This window comes from Paraburkholderia sp. MM5384-R2, from assembly GCF_014201025.1.
Taxonomy (GTDB): domain Bacteria; phylum Pseudomonadota; class Gammaproteobacteria; order Burkholderiales; family Burkholderiaceae; genus Paraburkholderia; species Paraburkholderia tuberum.
Genome location: NZ_JACHDI010000007.1, coordinates 258380 through 281942, shown reverse-complemented (window position 1 = coordinate 281942; position 23563 = coordinate 258380). Strand labels below are relative to the sequence as shown.

At 60.7% G+C, this 23563-nt stretch carries 20 protein-coding genes; 4 read left to right on the top strand and 16 right to left on the bottom strand.

The annotated features are described in order from the left end of the window. Positions 1-13: 13 nt before the first annotated feature. The 4 genes from HDG37_RS14910 to HDG37_RS14895 all read right to left on the bottom strand — a co-directional run bounded on the left by HDG37_RS14910 (position 14) and on the right by HDG37_RS14895 (position 3844). A complete protein-coding gene (locus tag HDG37_RS14910; protein WP_184048724.1) occupies positions 14-862 on the bottom strand; it encodes a MaoC family dehydratase N-terminal domain-containing protein in 849 nt (282 codons plus the stop codon). A gap of 91 nt (positions 863-953) precedes the next feature. Further along, on the bottom strand, positions 954-1886 hold the full coding sequence (locus HDG37_RS14905; RefSeq protein ID WP_184048721.1) for an electron transfer flavoprotein subunit alpha/FixB family protein: 933 nt from the start codon (positions 1884-1886) through the stop codon (positions 954-956). 13 nt (positions 1887-1899) lie between these two features. Continuing rightward, a complete protein-coding gene (locus HDG37_RS14900) occupies positions 1900-2649 on the bottom strand; it encodes an electron transfer flavoprotein subunit beta/FixA family protein (RefSeq protein WP_184048718.1) in 750 nt (249 codons plus the stop codon). A gap of 22 nt (positions 2650-2671) precedes the next feature. Beyond that, entirely contained in the window at positions 2672-3844 is a 1173-nt protein-coding gene (locus HDG37_RS14895) for an acyl-CoA dehydrogenase family protein (protein ID WP_184048715.1), read from the bottom strand. 109 nt (positions 3845-3953) lie between these two features. On the opposite strand from HDG37_RS14895, the gene HDG37_RS14890 reads away from it, so the two are divergent. Beyond that, a complete protein-coding gene (locus tag HDG37_RS14890; protein ID WP_184048711.1) occupies positions 3954-4883 on the top strand; it encodes a LysR substrate-binding domain-containing protein in 930 nt (309 codons plus the stop codon). Here HDG37_RS14890 and HDG37_RS14885 read toward each other — a convergent pair. From HDG37_RS14885 to HDG37_RS14860, 6 genes are all read right to left on the bottom strand, one after another. Beyond that, positions 4880-6061 carry a CaiB/BaiF CoA-transferase family protein gene (locus tag HDG37_RS14885; protein ID WP_184048708.1) on the bottom strand — a complete coding sequence of 394 codons (1182 nt, stop codon included), beginning with the start codon at positions 6059-6061 and terminating at the stop codon, positions 4880-4882. The two genes, HDG37_RS14890 and HDG37_RS14885, sit on opposite strands and share 4 nt — an antisense overlap. A 34-nt stretch (positions 6062-6095) precedes the next feature. Further along, a complete protein-coding gene (locus HDG37_RS14880) occupies positions 6096-6935 on the bottom strand; it encodes an IclR family transcriptional regulator (RefSeq protein WP_184048705.1) in 840 nt (279 codons plus the stop codon). 11 nt (positions 6936-6946) lie between these two features. After that, complete coding sequence (locus tag HDG37_RS14875; RefSeq protein ID WP_221312014.1) at positions 6947-8899, bottom strand: AMP-binding protein; 1953 nt, start codon at positions 8897-8899, stop codon at positions 6947-6949. A gap of 15 nt (positions 8900-8914) precedes the next feature. Next, on the bottom strand, positions 8915-10120 hold the full coding sequence (locus tag HDG37_RS14870; RefSeq protein WP_184048702.1) for an acetyl-CoA C-acetyltransferase: 1206 nt from the start codon (positions 10118-10120) through the stop codon (positions 8915-8917). Between the two features lie 90 nt (positions 10121-10210). Next, positions 10211-10960, bottom strand: coding sequence for an SDR family NAD(P)-dependent oxidoreductase (locus HDG37_RS14865; protein WP_184048699.1), 750 nt, complete (start codon positions 10958-10960; stop codon positions 10211-10213). Positions 10961-10985: 25 nt separating this feature from the next. Further along, the gene (locus tag HDG37_RS14860; RefSeq protein WP_184048834.1) at positions 10986-11861 is read right to left on the bottom strand and encodes a MaoC/PaaZ C-terminal domain-containing protein; all 876 of its coding nucleotides are present in this window, start codon (positions 11859-11861) and stop codon (positions 10986-10988) included. 241 nt (positions 11862-12102) lie between these two features. On the opposite strand from HDG37_RS14860, the gene HDG37_RS14855 reads away from it, so the two are divergent. The 3 genes from HDG37_RS14855 to HDG37_RS14845 all read left to right on the top strand — a co-directional run bounded on the left by HDG37_RS14855 (position 12103) and on the right by HDG37_RS14845 (position 15569). Then, positions 12103-13254 (top strand): acyl-CoA dehydrogenase family protein, encoded by a 1152-nt coding sequence (locus HDG37_RS14855; protein WP_184048696.1) that lies wholly within the window; start codon positions 12103-12105, stop codon positions 13252-13254. A 693-nt stretch (positions 13255-13947) separates the two neighbouring features. Further along, the gene (locus HDG37_RS14850; RefSeq protein WP_184048693.1) at positions 13948-14775 is read left to right on the top strand and encodes an IclR family transcriptional regulator; all 828 of its coding nucleotides are present in this window, start codon (positions 13948-13950) and stop codon (positions 14773-14775) included. Then, complete coding sequence (locus HDG37_RS14845; protein WP_184048690.1) at positions 14772-15569, top strand: IclR family transcriptional regulator; 798 nt, start codon at positions 14772-14774, stop codon at positions 15567-15569. The genes HDG37_RS14850 and HDG37_RS14845 overlap by 4 nt, the downstream gene beginning before the upstream one ends. Before the next feature lie 306 nt (positions 15570-15875). On the opposite strand, the gene HDG37_RS14840 is transcribed toward HDG37_RS14845, so the two are convergent. From HDG37_RS14840 to HDG37_RS14815, 6 genes are all read right to left on the bottom strand, one after another. Continuing rightward, the gene (locus HDG37_RS14840) at positions 15876-16649 is read right to left on the bottom strand and encodes an enoyl-CoA hydratase/isomerase family protein (protein ID WP_184048687.1); all 774 of its coding nucleotides are present in this window, start codon (positions 16647-16649) and stop codon (positions 15876-15878) included. Between the two features lie 507 nt (positions 16650-17156). Beyond that, positions 17157-18323, bottom strand: coding sequence for a CaiB/BaiF CoA-transferase family protein (locus HDG37_RS14835; protein ID WP_184048684.1), 1167 nt, complete (start codon positions 18321-18323; stop codon positions 17157-17159). A 2-nt stretch (positions 18324-18325) separates the two neighbouring features. Beyond that, complete coding sequence (locus HDG37_RS14830) at positions 18326-19564, bottom strand: CaiB/BaiF CoA-transferase family protein (RefSeq protein ID WP_184048681.1); 1239 nt, start codon at positions 19562-19564, stop codon at positions 18326-18328. 198 nt (positions 19565-19762) lie between these two features. Further along, entirely contained in the window at positions 19763-20929 is a 1167-nt protein-coding gene (locus HDG37_RS14825; RefSeq protein WP_184048678.1) for an acyl-CoA dehydrogenase family protein, read from the bottom strand. A 28-nt stretch (positions 20930-20957) separates the two neighbouring features. Then, positions 20958-21419 carry a MaoC family dehydratase gene (locus HDG37_RS14820; RefSeq protein WP_184048676.1) on the bottom strand — a complete coding sequence of 154 codons (462 nt, stop codon included), beginning with the start codon at positions 21417-21419 and terminating at the stop codon, positions 20958-20960. Positions 21420-21953: 534 nt separating this feature from the next. Further along, positions 21954-22841 carry a CoA ester lyase gene (locus tag HDG37_RS14815; protein ID WP_184048673.1) on the bottom strand — a complete coding sequence of 296 codons (888 nt, stop codon included), beginning with the start codon at positions 22839-22841 and terminating at the stop codon, positions 21954-21956. Positions 22842-23563: the final 722 nt, after the last annotated feature.

The following is a 23563-nucleotide window of genomic DNA, read 5'->3' as shown; positions in this document are numbered from 1 at the left end:
TCTAGTCTCCGGGTTATTCGATTTCTGCGCTGGCCTGCATAGCCAGTTGGCCCTCGGGACCGCGCGCCCACAGGTGTGCCGCTCCGCCTTCGCGCTTGCCGTTGACCGTGAACGGCGCGGTGTCGAACAACGGGCTGACGGCCTTGAATTCGAAGCTACCGATGGTTTTTTCCGGATGCGCGCGGCGCAGTTCTTCCATAAGCAGTGTGGCAATCAGCGGCCCATGCACCACGAGGCCAGGGTAGCCCTCTTCCTGCATAGCGTAGGGGCGGTCGTAATGGATGCGGTGGCTGTTGAAGGTCAGCGCCGAATAGCGCATCAGCAGCACGGGCTCAGGCCTGACAGTGCGGCTGAACTGCTCGTCGGTGGGCGCCGAAATTGGCTGTGGCGAAGGCGCGCCAGCTCCCGGTGCGTCGCGGTAGACGATGTTTTGCTCTTCGCGAATTGCGATGCCCTGGGCGTCGCTCACTTGGTGCAGCACAGTCACGAATGCCAGCTCGCCGCTTCGCCCGGACTTGCTCTGTATGCTCTTGATCGTGGAAACCCGCCGTATCGGTTCGCCCAACAACAGCGGACGCAGAAACTGCAGCCGCCCCCCAGCCCACATTCGCCTCGGCAGCGTAATGGGGGGCAGAAACCCGCCGCGCCTGGGATGGCCGTCCGGGCCGATGTTGGACTGTCGCTCACCCGGCAGAAAGTACAGCCAATGCCACAGCGGCGGCAGTTGCGAAGGCAGCGCGCCGGCATCGGCCGCGTCCAGCGTGGCTTGCATAAGCCGCACAGGTGCATGCGTGATCAGGTCCGTTTTTTCATCACTGCGGCCCACCCACGCGTCGAAGGATTCGGGGTTTTCGAGACTCATACGCATCGCGCTCCATCCGGGGAAGGAAGACAACCGCCTCCAGCACTCACGCAGCCAGCGCTGGAAGCTATCTTTTCGTTTACTTCAGGCGCTACAGCGCCTTGACAAGTTCGGGCACCGCCGTGAACAAATCGGCTTCCAGTCCGTAGTCAGCCACGCTGAAGATCGGTGCCTCCGGGTCCTTGTTGATGGCTACGATTACCTTCGAATCCTTCATCCCTGCCAGATGCTGGATTGCACCCGAGATACCGCAGGCGATGTACAACTGCGGCGCCACGATCTTGCCAGTCTGGCCCACCTGCAAGTCGTTTGGGGCGTAGCCCGCGTCCACTGCCGCGCGCGATGCGCCGATAGCAGCACCCAGCTTGTCGGCCAGAGGCGTGATTACTTCCTGAAACTTCTCTGCGCCGCCGAGAGCTCGGCCGCCCGAAACAATGATCTTGGCGGCCGTCAGCTCAGGGCGGTCGCTCTTCGTCACATCGCGGCTCACGAAGCTGCTCTTGCCGGAGTCGGCCACGGCTGACACGGTTTCGATTGGAGCGCTGCCGCCGGTGGCGGCCGGGGCGTCGAAGCCCGTTATGCGCACAGTGATGACGGCGACGCTGTCCCTGCTTTGCACGGTGGCAATCGCGTTGCCGGCATAAATCGGGCGCTCGAAAGTGTCGGGACTATCGACCTTGGTGATGTCGCTGATCTGCGCCACGTCTAGCCTCGCCGCCACTCGTGGCGCGGCGTTCTTCCCGTTGGCTGTGGCCGGAAATAGAATGTGGCTGTAGTTAGCGGCGATGGCCAGCACCTGGGCCGCGAGATTCTCCGCCAGGCCGTCCCTAAGGCTGGCGCCGTCGGCATGGATGATTTTCGCCACGCCGGCAATCTGTGCGGCGGCCTGGGCTGCGGCTTCTGCGCCTTCACCAGCGACGAGCACATGCACGTCGCCGCCGCACGCCCGGGCTGCGGTTACGGTGTTCAGGGTGGCGCTTTTGATTGAGGAGTTGTTGTGTTCTGCAATAACGAGTGCGGTCATTTCGATCAGCTCCTTAAATCACTTTGGCTTCGTTCCTAAGCTTGTCTACCAGGGTTGCCACGTCGGGCACCTTAACCCCAGCCTTGCGCCCTGCGGGCTCGGACACCTTGAGGGTCTTAAGCCGTGGAGTCGCATCTACGCCAAGGTCCTCGGGCTTGACAATGACCAGCGGTTTTCTCTTGGCCTTCATGATGTTGGGCAGCGTCACGTAGCGCGGCTCGTTTAGGCGCAGGTCTGTGGTAATGACGGCAGGCGTCGACAGGGATAAGGTTTCAAGGCCGCCATCGACCTCGCGGGTCACATTGACCTTGTCGCCGCAGACTTCGACCTTTGAAGCAAAGGTGGCTTGAGGCAAGTCGGCAAGGGCCGCAAGCATCTGGCCGGTCTGGTTGGCGTCGTCGTCGACAGCCTGCTTGCCAAGGATGATAAGGCCGGGCTGCTCTTTGTCTACCAGGGCCTTAAGAAGCTTGGCCACGGCCAGCGGCTGCAGCTCGGCAGCGGTTTCAACCAGAATGCCACGGTCCGCGCCGATGGCCATAGCCGTGCGAAGAGTTTCCTGGCACTGGGCAACTCCGGCGGAAACAGCGATGACTTCAGTGGCCACGCCTTTTTCCTTGAGGCGCACGGCTTCCTCGACTGCGATTTCGTCGAAAGGGTTCATGCTCATCTTGACGCTTGCAATGTCCACGCCTGTGCCATCACCCTTCACGCGGACCTTGACGTTGTAGTCCACCACACGTTTTACGGCTACGATAATCTTCATTACTTACGAGTCCTTTTGAAAGTCAGTAGGATCGCGGAAGTTGCAGCACATGCTCAGCGACATGTCCCAGAATCATGTTGGTGGAAATGGGCGCCACCTGGTACAGGCGAGTTTCGCGGAACTTGCGCTCCACGTCGTATTCGCAAGCGAAGCCAAAGCCGCCATGCGTTTGCAGGCAGGCGTTAGCGGCTTCCCAACTAGCCTTGGCGGCCAGATACTTGGCCATGTTGGCCTCGACGCCTGCGTTCTGGCGCGCATCGATCTTCTGACAGGCGCGCCAACGCATGAGGTTAGCGGCCTCGAGTTCAATGAAGCACTCCGCGAGCGGGAACTGAATGCCCTGGTTCTGGCCGATGGGGCGGCCAAAAACCTTGCGCTCGGTCGCATAGTCGCGCGCCTTTTCGAGGAACCAGTAGCCGTCGCCAATGCACTCCGCAGCGATCAGCGTGCGCTCAGCGTTCAGTCCGTCAAAGATCACTTTGAGGCCCTTGCCCTCGGTGCCAAGCAGCGCATCCTCAGGGAGCTCCAGGTTGTCGAAAAACAACTCGTTGGTCTCGTGATTGACCATGTTAGGAATGGGACGCACCGTGAGCCCGTTGCCGATAGCCTTGTCGAGTTCGACGATGAAGCACGAAAGGCCGTCGCTCTTCTTCTGCACTTGGTCGAGCGGCGTCGTGCGGGCGAGCAGGATCAGCAGGTCGCTGTGCTGCACGCGTGAGATCCAGACCTTCTGCCCGTTGATTACCCAGCGGGCGTCCTTTTTTATAGCCGTAGTCTTAAGTTTGGTGGTGTCGCTACCAGTGGTTGGCTCAGTCACGCCCATGGATTGCACGCGCAGATTGCCCGCAGCGATGCGGGGAAGATAGCGCTGCTTCTGTTCCTCCGTGCCACTGAAGACGATAGTGTTCATCACATACATCTGCCCGTGGCAAGCGCCCGAATTGCCGCCCGAGCGATTGATCTCTTCCATGATGACCGATGCCTCTGCCATTGACAGTCCCGGGCCCTCATATTCCTGCGGAATCAGCGCTGCCAGCCAGCCGGCCTTAGTAAGAGCATTGACGAATTCCTCGGGATAGCCGCGCTCCTCATCTATCTTCCGGTGGTATTCGGACGGGAATTGATCGCACAAACTACGTACCGCGTCCCGGATCTCCTGATACTGGTCGGGGGTGGAAAAAATGGAAGCGCTCATGAATTAAGTCTCCTAAGTTGCTCTGGTTGACCCATAGTAATATTTGATGGTTTCGAGGAATAATAGAATTATTTGATAGCCACATCAGTTTTCGATATCGAGGTATCTGATGGATCTCAAGCAACTGCGCGCCTTTGTTACCGTGGCCGAAACCGGCAACGTCACCCGTGCATCTAGCCTGCTAAATCTCGTGCAGCCTGCGGTATCGCGTCAGTTGCACCTGCTCGAAGAGGACATGGGTACTGAGCTCTTCGACCGCAGCCGTCACGGCATGCTGCTCACGCCAGCGGGCAAAACGATGCTCGAATACGCGCGTCGCATACTCAACGAAGTGGCGCGCGCCAAAGCGGAAATCCAGCCCACCGACGGGCCAGTCTCTGGCATCGTGAGCATCGGCCTGCTGGCCAGCACGTCGGACTTGCTGGCCACGCTGCTGGCTGGCGAGGTGGCGCGACGATATCCACACATCCGCCTGCGGCTGACGATCGGCTACGCGGGGCATCTGCAGGACTGGCTCGAAGCCGGGGACTTGGATGCCGCCCTCCTCTACGGGCAAAAGGAAACGCCCGCGCTGCACGTTAAGGCCCTCCTTGAGGAAAGCCTGTGGGTCGTGGCCAATGCGTCCGCCGGACTGTCGCGCAAGCGCCCGCTCGCCTTCTCGCGCGTCGCGCGTGAGCCTTTCGTCCTGCCCGCCGCGCCGCAGGGGCTGCGCGCCATGATCGAACACGCTGCGACCGAGGCCGGCGTGACGTTGCGAGTCTTTGCCGAAACCAACGCACTGAGCGTGCAGAAAGAGCTGGTCGTGCATGGTCACGGTTGGACAATCCTCCCGGCCGTCGGCGTCACTAGGGAGGTCGAAGAGGGCCTGTTGTGTGCTGCGCCTCTGGCATCGCCGGGCCTACAGCGCACCGTCGTGCTGGCGGCACCTAGCAGTCGGCAGGCCACGGCGCCCGTGCGCTGCGTTATCGCTGCGCTGCTGGACTGCGTCAAGATCACGTTCGAACAAGGCCGCTGGCCCGACGCGCGTTGGCTCGATTAAACAATTTTGCGCTGCCGAAAATCGGCGATGGCTTGCGCATCCAAGCCGATACTGGACAGGATTTCATCGGTGTGCTCGCCTATGAGCGGCGGTCGTGTATGGATCTCAGGCGGCGTGCGCGAAAGCGAAACGGGCGTGGCGAAGATCGGTACCTTCGTCGGCGCACCGGGGTAGTCCACCCAGTGAATCACGTTGGCATCCTTAATCGTCTGGTCCTGCAGCGCCTGGCGCGGGGAGTTGACAGGACCAGCAGGAATGCGCGCCTTCTCGAGCTGGGCTACGGCCTCTGCCAGTGAAAGGTCTTTGCACCATTCCGACATCACGTCGCTCAGAAACTTGCCGCTCTCGCCGCGCAGCTTGTCGTTGGCAAAGCGTGGATCCTCAAGCAGTTCGGGCCGACCCACCAGCTGTGTCCAGCTCTTGAACATAGGACGGCCAATCACTTGCGTGATGAACCAGCCGTCTTTAGCCTTGAAGATATCGGATGGTCCATAGCTTGACGCTCGATTGAGCATGGCCTCGCGGTCCAGCCCCAGAAGGGCTTCCTCGATCAGTGCGCCGCTGGCCATGTTCAGGCCCGTGCACAATAGCGATGCACTGACCTCTTGCCCCATGCCGCTGCGCTGGCGCTCGTAGAGCGCGAGCATGGCGCCGAGGGCACAGCAAAAAGCCGTGGCGAAGTCCACCACGGGCACCATCGCCTTTTGCGGCCGTTCGGGCGTGCCCGCCATGTGCACTGCCCCACTGAGAGCCTGACCCACACCATCGAAGCCCACTCGATCGCGCACGGCCTCGCTGTTGCCGAAAGCGTTGGCAGCCACAAGAATAATGTCAGGCTTGACGCTGCAGAGGCTTTCGTAGTCTAAGCCAAGGTTCTTAAGCGTTTTCGGCGGCATGTTGGCGATCACCACGTCGGCGTCTGCGACCAGCTTGCGCACGATTTCGCGGCCTTCAATGCTGTCCAGGTCCAATGTCAAGGAGCGCTTGTTGCGGTTAACTTGCAGGAATAGCGCGCCCTCGCCATGTTCTGTGACGGGCACGATGAAGCGGTCTTCACCACCACCCACGCGGTCTATCCGTGTGACCTCCGCGCCATAGTCGGCCAGTAGCGCCGAACAGAACGGCCCCGCAATGAAGCGGCCAAAATCAAGAACCTTGATGCCTTCGAGCACTTTCATTTATCTCTCGCATGTAGATCGGCCAGACTTAATGTCAGTGACTGATCGTGTTGAATTCCGATTGCAGCACATGCGCCATCGCCAGCAGGTGTGGTCCCAGTTCGCGCTCCACGCGCACACGCGTCATGGCATGGCTGGCGCCTATGCAAACCAGCACAAAAGGTGCATTACCTTCCAGCAGCGCAGGCGCGGCAAGGATTCCCAGCTCAGGCTCCCATTCGCCTATGGCGGCGCAATACCCGTTCTCGCGGACCTGCGCCATCCCAACCAGGGCACGGTGGCGCCGCGTCGCCCAGTCGCCTGACATCCGCCGCTGCACGTTCTCGAGCAAGTAACCGCGCTCTAGCTCCGGCAAAGCCGCAAGCAACGACCAGCCCATGGGCGAAAGCGCGATCCCTACCCGCATGCCAACATACAGCGGCTGTGTCACGGACGATTGGAGGCTGCGCTGACATTCAAGGACGACGAGGTCAAGGCGATCGCGCACCGCCAGGCACACGTGAACTTTGTGAAGCCGCGCGAAGGCCGCCATACGCTCGCTCGCAAGGCCCTGTATGGCCGAATGCACAACCGCCGCATAGCCCAAGCCCAGCACGGCCGGCGAGAGCCGGTACTTACGCTCCGCGCGGTCGTATAGCAAGTAGCCCAGGTGCACGAGCGAATGAGCGATGCGAGACACCGTGGAAGGAGGCAGTCCGGTGAGCTGCGCGAGCTGGCTGTTACCGAGCCAGCGCTCCTCTGGCGCGAAGGTCGACAACAGCAGCAGCGCGCGTACAAACGGCGTGACCACCGTCAACCCAGGCTCGGCCCGCAGCGAAGCATGCATATTGAGCAGCGCGGGCTGCATCCGGGTGTTTGGACGGACGGCACTCATGGCCTTGCGGGTCAGGCAGTGGGCGCAACAGCGCGCACTTCGTCGAGCGCGGCGGGATTGTCGAGCGACGAAAGATCGCCCGGCGGCAAACCACAGTACACGCTGCGGATCAGGCGACGCATAATCTTCGAGCTGCGAGTCTTGGGCAACTGCGCGACGACATGCACGCGACCGGGCCTAAAGGGTCGACCCAGACGCTTGTCCACATGGCTGGAAACGTTCGCCGCCAGATCGGCACCCAACAACTTTGCGCGGGGTTTGGGTACCACGAAGACCACAAGCTTCTGGCCCTTCTCGGCATCGGCGACACCGATGGCGGCAGCCTCGGCCACGTCGGCGAGCTCCATTACAACTTCCTCAACCTCGGCCGGACCCAAGCGCTTGCCGGCGACCTTGAGCGTGTCGTCGGAGCGGCCCATCATGAAATAGCTGCCATCCGGCGTACGCAGCGCCAAGTCGCCGTGCACCCAGATGCCTGGAATGGTCTGCCAGTAAGTTTCGAGATAGCGCTCGTCGTCGCGCCAGAACGATTGCGTCATGCCCACGAAGGGCGCCCGGATGGCCAGCTCGCCGACATCGCCGGTAACGCTGCGGCCCGACAGATCGACCACGTCCGCAGCCACGCCGGGCGAGATGGTGTTGAAGCCACTGGGTGGAATCGGGAGGATGGGCACGCTGGCCAGCAGCGCGCCAGAGGCCTCGGTGCCACCCGTGTAATTGATGACAGGCGCTGTGCCGTCGCCGAAGCGCTGCAGAAACCAGTTGAAATGCTCAGGGGCAATGCCTTCGCCTGCCGTTATAAGCACGCGCACGGTAGAGCGATGGCCCTTGAGCGCGAGTTCCTCGTGACTGGCCATACCCCGAATCAACGTGGGGGCAGAACCGAAATGCGTGACCTTGTGGCGCTCCACCACCTGGGACATGCGCGACCAGTCGGGATAATCCGGCGCCCCGTCGTAGCATACAAGCGTGGCGCCGCGTAGCAGCGCGCAGCCCAGCACCAGGGTGCCCGCGATCCAGCCCATGTCGGCGGGCCAACAGTACACGTCGCCAGGATGCACATCGAAGTGAACGAGTGAGTCGTGCGCGATCTTGATCGGAAAGCTGCCGTGCGTATGCACCACACCTTTGGGTTTGCCCGTCGTGCCAGAGGTGTAGATCACCATGAAGGGCGTGTCGGGAGTGACGGACACCGGCGGCTCGCCATTCCCGCGTGCCATGGCAGCGGTATCGTGCCAGTCCAGATCACGCGCATCCTGGGCGGTTTCGCCATCGGCCCGCTTCCATATCACATGCTCAAGCAGCGGCAAATGGCTCCACGCGTCGCGCAGGGCGCCCTGCACGTCGACGCGCTTCGTGCGGCGCGAAAAACCTGTGGAGGCGATGACCATGCGCGCCTCGGCGGCCGCCAAGCGGGCCACGATCGCGTCGACGCCAAAACCGCTGAACAATGGTACGACCAGCGCGCCCAGATGCACTATGGCCAGGAGCGAGATGGTCGCCTCGACGCCGTTTTCCATCAACAGGCCTATGCGGTCTCCCTGTTTGAGGCCGTTCTGCATTAGGCCCGCCGCAAAGTCCCTCACGCGCTGCGCCAGCTCTTCATAGGTCAGCGAGTTGACGCTGCCGTCCTCTCGCTCAGCCACCACCGCCTTTTGCTGCGCGGTGATGGGATTGTGAGCCCACGCATAGATGGTGTTGACCCAGTTGAGTCTGCCATTGGGGAACCAACTCGGAAACTGCGGGCCGCGCGATAGGTCCGCATAGCCCGTCGGCGGTTCATCCCAAGCGATGGCGCATTCGCGCATCACAGTGTTCCAGTAGCGCTCGGGCTCGGTAATCGAGACGCGCATCAGTTCTTCGTAAGAGGGCACGTCAAGCGCGCTCATCAACTTTACGATGCCGGAGTTTTGCAGCTCACGCTGGCCAGGTCGCCAAACATTGCTGGGTTCAGGGTTGCTCATGATCTGTCTCCTGCCTTATGCGCGTTCCAAAATCATGGCGATGCCTTGGCCGCCGCCGATGCACATCGTCTCCAAGCCGTAGCGGGCCTTCCGGCGCTGCATTTCGTACAGCAGCGTGCTCATAATGCGAACACCCGTTGCGCCCACGGGGTGGCCGAGCGAGATGCCCGAGCCGTTGACGTTGAGCCTGTCCTCCAGCGCCTCCATGGAATTGCCCCAGCCCTTGACGCAGGCCAGCGCCTGGCAGGCGAAGGCCTCGTTGAGTTCGATCAGGTCCATCTGATCGAACTTCAGGCCCGTGCGGGCCAGCAGCTTCTGCACGGCTGGCACGGGGCCGATGCCCATGCGCGCAGGATCGCATCCCGCAGCGGCCCAGCCGACCAGCCAGCCCATGGGTGTGAGGCCCAACTCTTCGAGCTTGTCCTCCGCCACTATCAGGCAGGCCGCGGCGGCATCGTTTTGCTGGCAGGCGTTGCCTGCCGTGACTACGCCGTCCTTCATGATGGGCTTGAGCTTGGCCAGGCTTTCGGCAGTCGTTTCGCCTCGCACGCCTTCATCCTTGCTCACAAGCACCGGGTCGCCCTTGCGCTGCGGTACGGAAACGGGAACGATTTCCGCGTCCAGCCAGCCCGCTGCTTGCGCTGCGGCGGCACGCCGGTGACTACGCGCCGCAAAACGATCGGACTCCTCACGCGATACGTTGTATTCGCGCGCCAGCGTTTCGGCGGTTTCGATCATGCCGCTGATGCGGCCGAAGCGCGCTTCAGGTTGCGAGCGTTCACGACCGCGGTCCAGACGATCATGGAAGTTCACGGCGCCCGCGCGCTTGCCCCAGCGCATATCGGTGGTGTAGTACTCGACGTTACTCATGCTCTCAACGCCGCCGGCCATCACCACATCGGCCGCGCCCGTCTGTACCATCATTGCTGCCGTGACCAGAGCCTGCACGCCGCCGCCGCAGCGCCGATCAAGCTGCATCCCGGCCACCTCGATTGGAAAGCCTGCCTGCAGCGCCACCCATCGGCCCGTACATGGTGTTTCTCCGCTCGGATAGCTCTGGGCGAAGACCACGTCGTCGATCCGTCCAGCGTCCAGCCCTGTGCGCTGCACGACGGCGCGCGCCACGATAGCGCCCAACTCCTCGACGGGGACCCCTTTTAATGCCCCGCCGAATGCACCCACGGGTGTGCGCAGCGGGGAGACGATGGCTGCTCGTTTCATTTTTAGATACCTCTAGAATTTCCTGGAAAATCCGCCGCCATTGCTTGCCTGTCACGCACTGGCACTCTTACCTTCGACGCCAACGTAAAGTCAGCCGTAGCGGCCGCCCGTTACGTGTAAAACTTCGCCGCTGATGAAGCCCGCACGCTCGCTGGCCAAGAAGGCGACAGCATCGGCGATGTCCTCGGGACGTCCCACGCGCTTGATGGGTTGGGCGGCCACGGCGCGCTCCTTGATCGATTCGTAGGTCGCCAAGGCTTGCACCATCTCCGTTTCCATGAAGCCGGGCGCCACGCAGTTCGAGGTGATGCCATAGCGGCCCTCTTCCATCGCCAGCGCTTTGGCCATACCGATCAGGCCTGCCTTTGCGGCAGAGTAATTGGCCTGCGTGGGGTTGCCAAAGTGGGCGCGCGAGCTGATGTTGATCAAGCGCCCCCAGCCCTGGTCGATAAAGTGCGGCATGACGGCCTTCGCAGCCAAAAATGCCCCCTTGAGCATCACGGTGATGACGAAATCCCAATCGTCTTCGCTCATCTTCACAAGATATTTGTCGCGCGGCGCTCCAGCGTTGTTCACCAGAATGTGCACGCCACCGAAATGCGCAACGGTTTCGTCGACCAGGCGCTGCACGTCGGCGGCCTGCGTGATGTCGCCCACAACACAGTGCGCGCCCAGCCCCTCGTCCTGCAGAGCCTTGGCGGTAGCCTCCGCGAGTTCCGCGTTGATGTCGGTGATGACGACTCTGGCGCCCTCCTGTGCGAGCCGACGCGCCGTGGCGGCGCCCAGACCACGTGCCGAGCCGGTGACGATGGCAACCTTGCCGGTCAAACCCAGATCCATTTGATTCTCCTAAAAAATTTGATGTTCAGGTCAGGTCGACCCACGCGTTGTTTAAGACCATCACGCCGCGCTCCACTGCTGTGACGCGCAACGACACCGTGCTACCGCGCACCCACATTTCTGTGCGCAGTGTGTCGCCGGGCCAGGCCGGTCCCGTGAAACGCACGCGCATGCCCATGAAATGCGTGGCGTCGTAAGCCAGAACCGCGCGCAGCACGGCGTGCGCGGCCACGCCCATCAGGGCCATGCCGTGCAATATGGGACGCGCGAAGCCTGCCGAAGCCGCCACAGACGGGTCGGCATGCAAGGGATTCAGGTCGCCGCTCAATCGGTAGATCAACGCCAGTTGCGCGGGCGTGGTCAGCTCGCACACGTAGTCAGGTTCGCCCTCGGGCATGACATGAGGTGCAGGGGGCGCGCCGACGCTGCCACCCTCGCCAAAGCCGCCGTCGCCGCGCAACAGGCTCAGTTGCACCACCGTCGCAAGCAACTGACCCGTTTCAGCATCAGTAATTTCGCGCGTCTGCTGCAACAAAGCACCCTTGCCCTCTCCTTTGTCCCACAGTCCGGTGATGCGGGTCGCGCCCTTGACGTGGCCGCTGGTGGGGAGCGGTGCATGGATATGGACTTCCTGTTCGGCATGCAGGAGCTTTTGCCAGGTTATGCCCGTATCTGGCTCTCGCGCCCAGAAACCCGGGTAGGCCAGCACGTTTGCCATGGTCGGCATGGCGCGCAGCAATTGACCGTCCCTTCCCTCATAGACATAGCTCAATTGCCCCGCATCAAGCGGATCGGCTCCAAGGCCCACGCCGAGGGCGTAAAGCTGGCTATCGCGTTGTGAATAAGCGTGCTCAATCTCCCGAAAGGGACGTGCGAGCAAGTGAACAGGATTGATGGGCATGAAGGGCATGACAACTTTGATAACCAGTAGCCACAATGAAACCCGTACGCCTCCAGGTCAACGGCTTTACGCGCCCCGTTCCGTACCTTGGTAAGCACTGCTTCATCATTCTGATCTGAAAGCGCTCGTCGCACGCAGATCGGAGAATTCCATCTTTCGGAACAGTTTGAGCAAATCCGTTGCTTTAGACCTGTGTCTGGCTCAGCATCAGGCATCCTCATCATCTGACTAACACGCCGATATGATTCGCGATCAAGAAACGCTCAACGGATTGCTCGACTCCATCGCCCGCTTTGTGCGCGAACGCCTGGTGCCCAATGAAGAACTGGTCGCCGAAATGGACGAGATCCCTGAAGACATCGTGGCGGACATGAAGGCCATGGGCTTGTTCGGCCTCACTATTCCCGAGCGCTTCGGGGGGCTGGAGCTGACCATGGAAGAAGAAGTGCTGGTCGTCTTCGAGCTTTGCAGGGCCTCCCCGGTGTTCCGCTCCCTCCTGGGCACCACTGTGGGCATCGGCTCCCAAGGCATCTTGTTCGACGGCACGCCCCTGCAACAGGAAAAGTACCTTCCGCTCCTCGCGACGGGTGAACTGATCGCGTCTTTCGCGCTGACCGAGCCCGAGGCCGGATCCGATGCGGCTTCGCTGCGCACGACAGCCGTCAAGGACGGCGACGACTACGTAGTCAATGGCACCAAGCGCTACATTACCAATGCGCCGCATGCAGGTATTTTTACGCTGATGGCGCGCACCAATCCAGAAAACAAGGGCGCGGGCGGCATCTCGGCCTTCATCGTCGACGCCAAAACGCCTGGAATCAGTTTCGGTAAGCGCGACAAGAAAATGGGACAAAAGGGCGCCCACACCTGCGACGTAATCTTCGAGAACGTACGCGTTCCCGTCGCCAACCTCATTGGCGGCGAGGAAGGGAAAGGCTTCAAGACCGCTATGAAGGTGCTCGACAAGGGCCGCATTCACATCGCCGCCGTCTGCGTTGCCGTAGCTGAGCGCATGCTATCCATGGCCCTTTCGTATGCAGTCGAACGCAAGCAGTTCGGCAAACCCATTGCCGAGTTTCAGCTCGTACAGGCGATGTTGGCCGACAGCAAGGCCGAGATCTACGCGGCTCGTAGCATGGTAGTGGATGCGGCGCGCAGACGCGACGCCAAACTGCCTGTGAGCACTGAAGCTTCGTGCGCCAAGCTGTTTGCCTCCGAGATGTGCGGCCGCGTGGCCGACCGCGCGGTGCAGATCTTCGGCGGCGCTGGCTATATGGCGGAGTACGGCATCGAGCGCTTCTACCGGGACGTTCGATTGTTCCGCATTTACGAGGGCACGACGCAGATCCAGCAGTTGGTCATTGCCCGCAACATGATCCGCGAGGTGCAATAGCTGACCGCATTGAATCGGCTTGAGCGCTCCCCACCAAAATGCTCGCAGCTACGTCTGCTCGCACCTGAACGCGATCGCTCTCGCCCGAAGGCATCGACGCGCTCCCTGCGAGCATGTGACCGCAGCTCTCCCCTTCGTGTAGCTCGCACATGTGAACAACGCTGGGAAGCACGCACGAGCTCGGATCAACCAGGTCGGTACGCCCGGCGGAGCATTAGCGCGGGGTGTGGAGTTGTTGGCATCTTGGCCAACTGCCCCTTTTTCGCGAAATCGCCACCAAACTCGTGGCCTTCCTCACCTGCTATTGCAATGCACGGTCTTCGGGCATCGCAACCTCATACAGTTGACGGCCGCACAGCCTGTCTTAGCATAGGCACGTGCATCGCAAGCCCTGCGCTTTAGGCCAGTCGCAGGAGACAATTTGCATATGTCGCGACGTGGCCACTGTCTGTCCACCGCCGTGCGGCAACGCAACAAGCGGAGTTGGTCCGTCATCTCCACAACGCCCGCCCGAACAGTTTCCGCAGGCGCCGTCTTACGAAGCATGGAGCGAGCAGTGAAGCGACGCGGGTTCTGCACCTTAAGGGTTTGAGGACTGCCAGAAAGGAGTAAACCCCAATCGACTTCGAAATGCTTCTGCCTTCTAATTCTAATTACCGTTAGTTTGGCTGACGTTCTTGGGAAGGCAACGGCATGTATTGTTCATTTTCTCCTGACGTAAGCGCAGCACCCCCACCGCGGGCTACCGAATCCCGCCCGGTCGTTGCTCCCTTCGCGCGCGCTTTGGCGATCCTGGCCGCGTTCACTCCAGAAGATCACTGGCTTTGTAACAGCGACCTTTCCATACGAGCGCACATCCCAGCGTCGACCGTAACGCGCTTGACTCGCACCTTGGTAGCGTTAGGCTATTTGTGCTGCGATGTCGGCAAGCGCCGATTCCGCTTGGGCCCTTCGGCGCTGGCGTTGGGTTACCGGGCGGCGGCCGATATCGAAATCCGCGAAGCGGCCCACCAACGCATGCGTCTATTTGCCGACCGTCACCAGGTTCACGTTCATCTATGTGCTCGCAACCGATTGGATCTGGTCATAATCGATAGTTGCTGTGCAAGCACAATTCCCGCATCACTGCAGCCCGCAATCGGAACCAGAATGGGGCTCGCCTCAACCGCGCCGGGCTGGGCGCTACTGGCCAGCCTGCCCGACAGCGAGCGGGATTATCTGCTGCAAATCGCATCACTTCAGCCCTCTTGTGACTGGAGTGAAAAATGGGGCCACCTTGTCCATCGCCACAGTGAGGCCATCGGGCAAGTGCGAGAAGGTGGGTTTTGCGTAGCGCTGGGACAATCAGGTCGACCCATGACAATGGTGGCCGCCCCAATTCGACTGCCCGGCGAAGCCCCGTTGGCCGTGAGCTGTATGTGGCCCTCAATGCTTATCGGTCGCACGAAGACCGAGCGCGAACTTGGCCCGGCCTTGGTACGCATGGCCCAAGAAATCCAGCTTTCGAGGACACCGTCATGAACTCGTCCAAGGGCCATGAATCCGATAAGTCGATGCTGATGACCGTGGAGCGTGGACTGGAAGTCTTGCGTGCTTTTCGGTCGAACCGTACACCGCTGACCAATGCGGAGCTCGTCAGGCGCACAGGACTTTCGAAAGCCACTGTCTCAAGATTGACCTCTACATTGCTACACGTTGGGTTCTTGCGCATGGTCCCGGGTGGACGAGCGTTTGAGCTGTCCATAGGCGCACTGGGAATAGGTCATGCGTACCTTGCTACAAACGAATTACTACAAGCAGCGCAGCCTCTTTTGCAAGAACTAGCCGACCGGCTCGATGTTTCAGTGGCGCTTGGGATCCAGGATGGCATCGACATGCTTTACGTCGGTTACCGGGTTAGTCGAAGGGTTGCCACGCTGCGACTTGGTGTCGGTTCAGTACTACCCATGAGTACAACATCCATTGGCAGAGCATACCTCTGGGGACTGCCTCAAAATGAACAGCAGATATTGATCGAAGAACACAAGCGCCGCGCCGGTCCACAAGGCGACGAATTGGAGCACTCTATACGCGCCTCGTTCAAGGAACTGGAATTCACAGGCACCTGCGCAGTGCTGGGTGGATTCCAACGCGACACTGTCGGCGTGGCGCTCCCGATACGGATCAACCGTCAAGGCATTCTCATTGGAATGAGTTGTGGCAAAGCGGATGTTGACCTCAATCTCCAGTCTGAGCGCGAGCGTATTGCGCCCGCCCTCAAAGAAACCGCAGCGTTACTGCAAGTGCAACTCGCGAATTTCGAGAGTTCACTCTGACGTAGGAAAAACGAAGGTCCAATCGGGCCTGTTTTCACCGGCCGTCCAGTCCTGAGAGAAGCCCTTCTTTACGTTAGCGCCCGCGATCTTCGGGGTCACCGGAGGTTACCGGATGCGCCAGCGGGTCCTCGTCTTGCGGGCCACCAGCGTCCATGACATAACGTACTCAACGAGCCTGTTGCCTGTATTGGTCGTGGCTGTCCCCAATGTGGGTCGCCTTTTACTCGTCGGAATTTCGTTCGACCGAAGGCCCTGAGCGTAACCACTTCACTCAGCGAACACACCGCTGGGCGCAACCGCTCAATCTCAGCTACCGGTAGTCTCGGCAAAGCCATGCACTCCCGCGTCCAGCGATGGCGACTGCGTGCGGTAGCGGTGCTGCATCCAGCGCTCGTAGCGCAGTCCGTCGGACAGCGGTAACTCCATACTGCGCCTCGCCATCTGCTTCATGGAAGCTAGGGCCAGCGCGTCGGCACGAGCGATTTCCTGCGCCAATTCCAGCGTGGCAGACTCCAACTGGATGGAGGGAACAGCCTGCACAGCCAAGCCCATCTCTGCTGCCTCGCGGCCCGTCATGCGCCTGCCCGTGACGAGGTAATACATGGCGCGCTGCAGGCCCAGCCTGCGCGGCAGACGCTGGGAGCTGCCGCCGCTCGGCAGCAGATTACGGCGGATGTGCTCGTCGCCAAGCTGCGCTGCGTCATCGGCGATCATCAGATCGCAGGCCAAGGCTAGCTCGAAGCCACCCGCCAAGGCGAAGCCGTTGACGCTGCCCAGCACGATCTGCGGCGCGGACTCCAGGAGGTCAAAGGTGTCCTGCATCAGATCTTGATGGTGCATATGGGCTGCACGGTCGGCCAACACACCGTTCGCGAGCCATTTGAGGTCATTGCCCGCGCAGAAGGCGCGGCCGTTGCCACGGATCACGAGCACTTTGACTTCGTCTCCGGTCGCTGCGCAGCCGCGCACCGCATCGTTGAGGGCTTGCAAGGTCGGCCCGTCTAGCGCATTCATGCGTTCTGGGCGGTTCAGCGTAATGCGACGCACGTGCGGTGCAGGGTGGTCGATAAGCAACGTCATGATGCTCGCCTCCTCGTTTCTGTGTGTGGCAGCACTCCCTTGGCCCACGCGGCGTAGGAGGCTGCATCTTGGGTCACCCGCCGCAAAAATCCGTGTTCGTGACGGGTCGATTCATTCTTCGTCCGTTCCGCGATTGGCGATCGCGCGTCGAGATTTACCGCCCGGCCAGTGCCCCCAAGCGCGTGATGGCACGCCATGGGCATAAGCAGCAAGCAGGAAGGATGAGATGAAGCCGCCCGCTCCACAAGCGCTTATGGTTCCAATGCCGTCAGCACCGTGACGACGGACCACGACGCCATCCGGCGCACCATGCCCACGTTGCCGCGGAGCGCGTTGGCATCCAGCGCCTGCTCCGGTAGGTGCGGAAGGCGCAGCGCCCCGCTGTCGGGCGATCCAGCGGGGCGATACCGAGAGCTTGGGATGCATTTCAGACAACTCCTCGCCTGTTCTGGTGTCCATGGCGCCTGCGCTTGCGAAAGCGCGCCTCGCACATTCATGTCTGCCGCCTTAGATGAAGGTGTTACGCGCGCGCCAAGCCTGAATACGCTCGTCGGGCAGCCACTCCTGTAACGCGGCGATGGCATTGGCTGTGCTAAGTGCCGCGGGCGGCTCTGGCCGAGCGGCGGCCGTGCGTGAAAAGCGCGGGCCGGGCGCGGGGTGGGTCACGCCGTCCAGATCGAGGAAAGTGCCCCGTGCCTTGATGTGCGGGTGAGTTGGCGCCTCGTCAAAGTCGAGCACGGGCGCTACGCACACGTCCAGCTCACCTAGCTGACGCGCCCACTCGTCGCGCGTGCGTTCCTTGAATTTTGCAGCCAGCACCTGTTTGGCCTCGGGCCACTGGGATCGATCCATCTGTATTTGCAGCAGCGGGTGATCCTTCAATTCGAGCTTTTCCAGCAACAGTTGGTAGAATTTGCTCTCGATGGGACCCACGCTGACGTACTTGCCGTCAGCGCACTCGTAGACCTCGTAGAAATGTGCCCCGGTGTCGAGAAGGTTGGTGCCGCGTTCCTTGCTGAGCATGCCCGCCGCATGCAGACCCATTGTCACCGTCATGATGGAGGCCACGCCGTCCACCATAGCGGCATCTACCACCTGTCCCTTGCCGGACCCGCGTGTTTCCAGAATGCCCGCTAGTAGGCCAAACGCGAGATACAACGAACCGCCGGCATAGTCGCCCAGCACGTTGAGCGGTGGCGTGGGTGCCTGGCCCATGCGGCCCATGGCATGCAGGGCGCCGGTAATGGAGATGTAGTTCAGATCGTGCCCAGCTACCTGTGAAAGCGGGCCGTCCTGACCCCACCCGGTCACGCGGCCATAGACTAAGCGCGGATTGCGCCCGAGACACGTATCGGGCCCAAGACCCAGCCGCTCCATCACGCCGGGGCGGAAGCCTTCAATCAGCGCGTCGGCTTGGGCGATCAGCTCCATCACCATGTCGACGGCGCTTGGGTCTTTCAGATCCACGCGGAACGATTTGCGGTTGCGCAGCCCCAGGTCGAACTGCGCGGGGCGCGGGGCGCCCAGGCCTGACGGCTCCTTGCGGTCCACGCGGATGACGGTTGCGCCAAGGTCCGCCAGGAACATGGCGGCCAGCGGCCCGGGGCCGATGCCCGCGATCTCGACCACCTTGATGCCCGCGAGCGGACCACAGCGGGATGGACCGACAGACATACTTATATCACTCCCTGGTCGCGCAATTCCTGCAAGCGATCGTCCGGTAGCCTGAGCAGGCCACGATAGATTTCGTCGTTGGACGCTCCGAGTTCCTGTGCGGGCTGGTCGAACTGCACCGGCGTCTTCGAGAACTTGATAGGCAGACCCATGCCCATGGCATCGACGTCAGCCAGGCCAGGATGCTCTAGCCTCACGACAGCACCCCGCTCCTGCAGCACCGGATCCTTCAGCACTTCGAGCGGCGAGCGCACGGGAGCTGCGGGCACGCCGCGCTTTACCTGCAGTTCATGGATGACTTCTTCCGTACTGCGCTGCTTCGTCCACTCCTCAATCAGGGCGTTCAACGTGGCCGCATGCTTCATTCGCGGACCGCGCGTGGCATAGCGTGGATCCTTGGCCATTTCGGGCTTGCCCACCGCTTCCAAGAGGCTCAGGAACCAGTCGGGTTGGAACGCCACCATGGCCACGAAGCCGTCGCGCGTGCGATATACGCCGAAGGGAACCAGGCGATCGTGGAAGTTTCCCGAGCGCTTGGGGTATCCCTCCTTGATAAATACGTCGAAATGTTCCTCGGCGACCATCGAGGATAGACAGTCGAGCATGGAAACCTGCACCAATTGCCCCTCGCCCGTTCTGCCGCAATGGATCAACGCAGCGAGGACGCCATTAACGGCGTACAGCGGTGCTATCAGGTCAGCCATCGGCAGGCCCGAGCGAGTGGGCGGACCATCGGCAAAGCCGGTCACGTCCATGATGCCCGACAACGCCTGCACGATGATGTCCATGCCCTTGAGATTGGGATAAGGGCTGGGCTCACCAAAGGCCTTTATCGACGCATAGATGATCTTCGGGTTGGCCTTGCGCACGCTCTCATAGTCCACGCCGAGGCGCGCCGTGACGCCCTCGCTCGCATTTTCGATGACCACGTCGCATTCCTTGGCCAGGTCCATAAACAGCGCTCGGCCCTGCTCGGACTTCAGATCGAGCGTAATGCTTTTCTTGTTGCGCGCACGGTTGAGGATAGTCAACGACACCTCGTCCCCGCGCCTGTTACCGAAGTGGAGGCCCTCCTTGCCCACGTAGGGTGGGTTGTTGCGCGCGATATCGCCCCCGCCTGGCGCCTCGACATGAATAACGTCGGCGCCTAGACCGCCCAGCAATAGCGATCCGTATGGGCCGGACAACGCCACAGTCAGATCGAGGACGCGAACACCTTCCAAGGGTTTTGTAGTTGTCATGCTTGTCTCCTGAAACCTATTTACGGCTAGCGCCTGATTTGGATGCGCCAAACAGCGCTCGCAGACAGGTTTCCGCATGGAAAACCGGACAGGTATCAACTATTTCATTGACATGTGCCTGCACTTCATTATCAGGCGTTCCTGCCCTAATTCGATATCCGAACTTCCCAAACAGGGAATGACGGCGAAATGCCGGGCTCAGTAGGACTTCGGCAATCCAAGCTTGCGCTCAGCGATGTTCGAAAGGATAAGCTGCGGGGTGACGGGTGCGATGTAGCCGATCCAGGCTTCTCTCATGAACCGTTCCACGTGATATTCCTTGGCGAAGCCGTATCCGCCATGCGTGAGGATCGCTGTTTGGCACGCCTGCATGCAAGCCTCAGATGCCAGCAGTTTCGCCGCATTCGCCTCCGGACCGCAGGGAAGACCCTTGTCGTAAAGATCCGCAGCCGCGAGGATCATGTGGTTTGCCGCTTCCAGCTCAGCCCAGTTGCGGGCCAGCGGATGCTGGACACCCTGATTCTGGCCGATCTGTCGGCCGAACACCACCCGATCCTTGGCATATTGTGTTGCGAGCTTAAGCACGGCGCGGCCCATGCCAACCTGCTCGGCGGCGACGAGAACGCGCTCGGCGTTCATGCCGTGGAATATGTAGCTCAGACCCTTGCCCTCCTCTCCAATCAGCGAGTCTTTCGACACCGGCAGGTTGTCAATGAAGAGTTCGTTGGTGTCGACCGCAGCACGGCCCAGCTTGTCGATCTCCCGAATGTCGACGTAGTCGCGGTCGAGCTTCGTGTAGAAGAGGCTAAGCCCTTCGCTGTGCTTCTTGACCTCCTCGATCGGCGTGGTGCGCGCGAGGATGAGCATATGGTCGGCGACCTGCGCGGTGGATATCCAGACTTTCTTGCCCGAGATCAGGTAATTGCCATCCGGCTGCTTCTTTGCCACGACCTTGAGCTTGGTGGTGTCCAGGCCGGTGTCCGGCTCGGTGACCGCGAAACAGGCCTTATTCTCTCCGCGTGCGAAGCCCGGCAGCCAAGCCTTCTTCTGCGCATCCGTGCCGAAATGCACAACTGGCTGCAACCCGAATATGTTCATGTGAATGGTGGAGGCTGCAGCCTGTCCGCCGCACTCGGCCACCGTGCGCATGAACAGCGCCGCCTCAGTCACACCCAGATTTGCGCCCCCCACATCTTCGGGGCTGCAAATGCCGAGCCACCCGCCGCTCGCAACAGCTTCGAAGAACTCGTGCGGAAACTCGTGATTCTTATCTTTCTTGCGCCAGTATTCAAGCGGGAAGTCCGCGCAGATTTTTTCCGCTGCATCGACAATGGCAATATGATCGGAGCTGAGTTGGTAGTCCATGGCTTAAGGCTTCCTGCAGGTGGGAAAATCAGGACTTGTCGGCGGGACGCAGCAGCATCAGCCCGGTGCGCACAGCAGTGCAAACGATCTCATCTCGCTGGTTCCTGGCAACGTGCTTGAAAGTAACGATGCCCGAGTCGTTACGGCTCTTGGACAGCCGCGTCTCGACGATCTCGGTCTCGACACGGATGGTGTCGCCGTGGAAAGTAGGCTTCGGGAAAGCGATTTCGCCAAAACCCAGATTGCCCAGCGTGGTACCCAGCGTGGTTTCGTACACTGTGATGCCAGCCACCAGCGCAAGCAGGAACATACTGTTGACCAGACGCTGGCCGTAGATGGTGTTCTTGCTGTACTCCGCGTCGATATGCAGCGGTGCGCAGTTGTAGGTCATAGCCGAGAAAAGGATATTGTCGGTCTCGGTCACGGTGCGGCGGATGAGATGCTCGATCACCATGCCGGGCTCGAATTCTTCGAAATAGAGGCCTGCCACTTTGTGTGTCTCCTAGTGTTGCGAGTTCGAAATTCGTTGATCCATCCAGCTTTTTAGCTTTCGGGTAGTCGCCGCTACTCCGGGAAGCCATTTACACTGCACTCTAGTAAGCGCGCATCGCTAAGCGTTCGGTCGCAGGCGGGAACACGCACCATGTCCCGTCGTCGTGCCGGAAAAAAAACATTCCGGCCAAGCCGGCAGGACGCAGTACCTCGACACGTACAAAGCGCCTCTGATTCGATCGCATGCGACTGAATTGGGTCACGCGAACCGGTGTCGAAGGAGCTGGCACAAGCCATCTCTCGACCTGCAAACGCAATGACCTTTCTGAGATATTCATCTTCACCTCCTTCAATGCCATTCCCTTTGAATCGATGCCAGCTCTGTTCTATTCGTCCCTTGCGCTGCCTCGCCCCAAGGAGTCCGCCTTTCTGCGTGACGAAAACTGAAAGCAACCCTACGACGCAACCGCGCCTAACATCATGCGAATCTGGATGCGAATTTCCAACTCAGGACACTGGGCTTGGATCGCAATCAGTTATTGAACGACTGCGCGAGTTCAATGATTTCGCGCGCAGTCTTGGCATGGGCAATGTCGATGTGCTCGCCATCGTAGATGCACGAAGCGCGGCCCTCGGCCTGGGCCTTGTCCAACGCGTCAATCATTCCCTGGTAGAACGCGACTTCTTCCTCAGTGGGGCTATAGGTCCGGTTGACGATGTCGACGTTGGAAGGGTGCAGCACCAGTTCTCCACTCATGCCCAGCTGGCGATCGTTCGCCGACGAAACTTTGAGCCCGTCGAGGTCATGCACCTGCTGCCAGACGCCACCGATGGGTAGTTTGCCCGCGGCGCGCGCGGCCATGACGATGCGCGACTTGAGGTACTGGGTTTCGCGACCATCCAGCGACCAGACCGTCTTGAGCGCACGGGCCACGTCGGCGTTCTTGGCCGTGGCGCCTACGATGGCTGGCACGCGCTCGTGCTGGGCGATTTCATATGCCAGCTGCAGCGAGCGAGCAGTCTCCAGCAGCGGAATAACCTTGGTGTGGCCGACCTCGACGCCTGCGCGAAACTCGGCCTCGGCCAGCATCGACGAGACGGTATGGATGTCTTCGGGACCGCAAGGTTTGGAGATCACGATGCCCTCGACCGCAAGGCCTACGATGGCCAAGATGTCCTCGAAGTCGTATAAGTGCGCGCTGCGGTTAATGCGTACCCAAATACGCTGATCTTGCTTCGCCAGCCATGTCAACTTCGACCTAACAATCTCACGCGCTTCCACTTTCTGGGCGGCTGGCACGCTGTCCTCCAAGTCCAGGATCAGCGCATCGGCTTTTGAGTTAGTGGACTTCTCGATCCAGGTCGGCTTGTTTCCCGGAACAAAGAGGAAGGATCGTATGGGCTTCATCTGCGTCGTCATGACTATCTCAACCTTTTGATGAGTTATCTCTCAACCGTTAGTTCCGCACCTAACGATTAGTAGTTAGATTAGTCGATCGACCGCGACGCTGTCATTGGGGGTATACACCAACTGCGAGGGGAAAGCCGTTGAGGTGAGGGAGTTATCGAATTAAGAAGCCAGATGTAGCATCCTGCCTGCAGCGATGCTGCCCAGTGATTGGCGGGGCCATCGCATACGTCGCCGTCACGTGGCCTGGCCATGCCTTGCTTAGCGCACCGGTGGCACTCGGTTTGTACGGCCTCACCTCCAGACATGCGCAACGGCTTCACAAGCGCGATGGTCAATATTGCGAAAGGTACGTGCTACGGCCCCGCGACCTGGACGAACCGCGGCATCTAGCGACGCCCCCCTTTATCCGTCTTTTCTCTCCCGTGATAAATAGGATAACTAACATATAATGACACTCGTCGAGGCCGCAGGCATGGTGAGCGACTGCTACGGTGAAATTGTGCACAAGACCGCAACGCGCCAAACCGAATCTCGGTTTTCGGGTTCCTAGGGAGGCATGACGCCCTACAGACGCCGCCTGGCAGCCTCTGTATTGATTTATGCGGCTACTGGCCCCAGTTTTGCAGCCCCGACCCACCAGTATGGCGGGATCTGCCATCCGGCGCGATCGCTGCATCCTGTCGGGCTAAAGTAGAGAGCGCCCTGCTACCAGGACGGAAACTACCGCGAGG

Coding starts and splice junctions, on each gene's coding strand:
- HDG37_RS14845 (WP_184048690.1), top strand. CDS start 14,772: ATGAACTCGTCCAAGGGCCATGAATCCGATAAGTCGATGCTGATGACC.
- HDG37_RS14890 (WP_184048711.1), top strand. CDS start 3,954: ATGGATCTCAAGCAACTGCGCGCCTTTGTTACCGTGGCCGAAACCGGC.
- HDG37_RS14895 (WP_184048715.1), bottom strand. CDS start 3,844: ATGAGCGCTTCCATTTTTTCCACCCCCGACCAGTATCAGGAGATCCGG.
- HDG37_RS14860 (WP_184048834.1), bottom strand. CDS start 11,861: ATGCCCATCAATCCTGTTCACTTGCTCGCACGTCCCTTTCGGGAGATT.
- HDG37_RS14840 (WP_184048687.1), bottom strand. CDS start 16,649: ATGACGTTGCTTATCGACCACCCTGCACCGCACGTGCGTCGCATTACG.
- HDG37_RS14850 (WP_184048693.1), top strand. CDS start 13,948: ATGTATTGTTCATTTTCTCCTGACGTAAGCGCAGCACCCCCACCGCGG.
- HDG37_RS14885 (WP_184048708.1), bottom strand. CDS start 6,061: ATGAAAGTGCTCGAAGGCATCAAGGTTCTTGATTTTGGCCGCTTCATT.
- HDG37_RS14900 (WP_184048718.1), bottom strand. CDS start 2,649: ATGAAGATTATCGTAGCCGTAAAACGTGTGGTGGACTACAACGTCAAG.
- HDG37_RS14855 (WP_184048696.1), top strand. CDS start 12,103: ATGATTCGCGATCAAGAAACGCTCAACGGATTGCTCGACTCCATCGCC.
- HDG37_RS14830 (WP_184048681.1), bottom strand. CDS start 19,564: ATGACAACTACAAAACCCTTGGAAGGTGTTCGCGTCCTCGATCTGACT.
- HDG37_RS14825 (WP_184048678.1), bottom strand. CDS start 20,929: ATGGACTACCAACTCAGCTCCGATCATATTGCCATTGTCGATGCAGCG.
- HDG37_RS14870 (WP_184048702.1), bottom strand. CDS start 10,120: ATGAAACGAGCAGCCATCGTCTCCCCGCTGCGCACACCCGTGGGTGCA.
- HDG37_RS14910 (WP_184048724.1), bottom strand. CDS start 862: ATGAGTCTCGAAAACCCCGAATCCTTCGACGCGTGGGTGGGCCGCAGT.
- HDG37_RS14880 (WP_184048705.1), bottom strand. CDS start 6,935: ATGAGTGCCGTCCGTCCAAACACCCGGATGCAGCCCGCGCTGCTCAAT.
- HDG37_RS14875 (WP_221312014.1), bottom strand. CDS start 8,899: ATGAGCAACCCTGAACCCAGCAATGTTTGGCGACCTGGCCAGCGTGAG.
- HDG37_RS14865 (WP_184048699.1), bottom strand. CDS start 10,960: ATGGATCTGGGTTTGACCGGCAAGGTTGCCATCGTCACCGGCTCGGCA.
- HDG37_RS14835 (WP_184048684.1), bottom strand. CDS start 18,323: ATGTCTGTCGGTCCATCCCGCTGTGGTCCGCTCGCGGGCATCAAGGTG.
- HDG37_RS14815 (WP_184048673.1), bottom strand. CDS start 22,841: ATGACGACGCAGATGAAGCCCATACGATCCTTCCTCTTTGTTCCGGGA.
- HDG37_RS14905 (WP_184048721.1), bottom strand. CDS start 1,886: ATGACCGCACTCGTTATTGCAGAACACAACAACTCCTCAATCAAAAGC.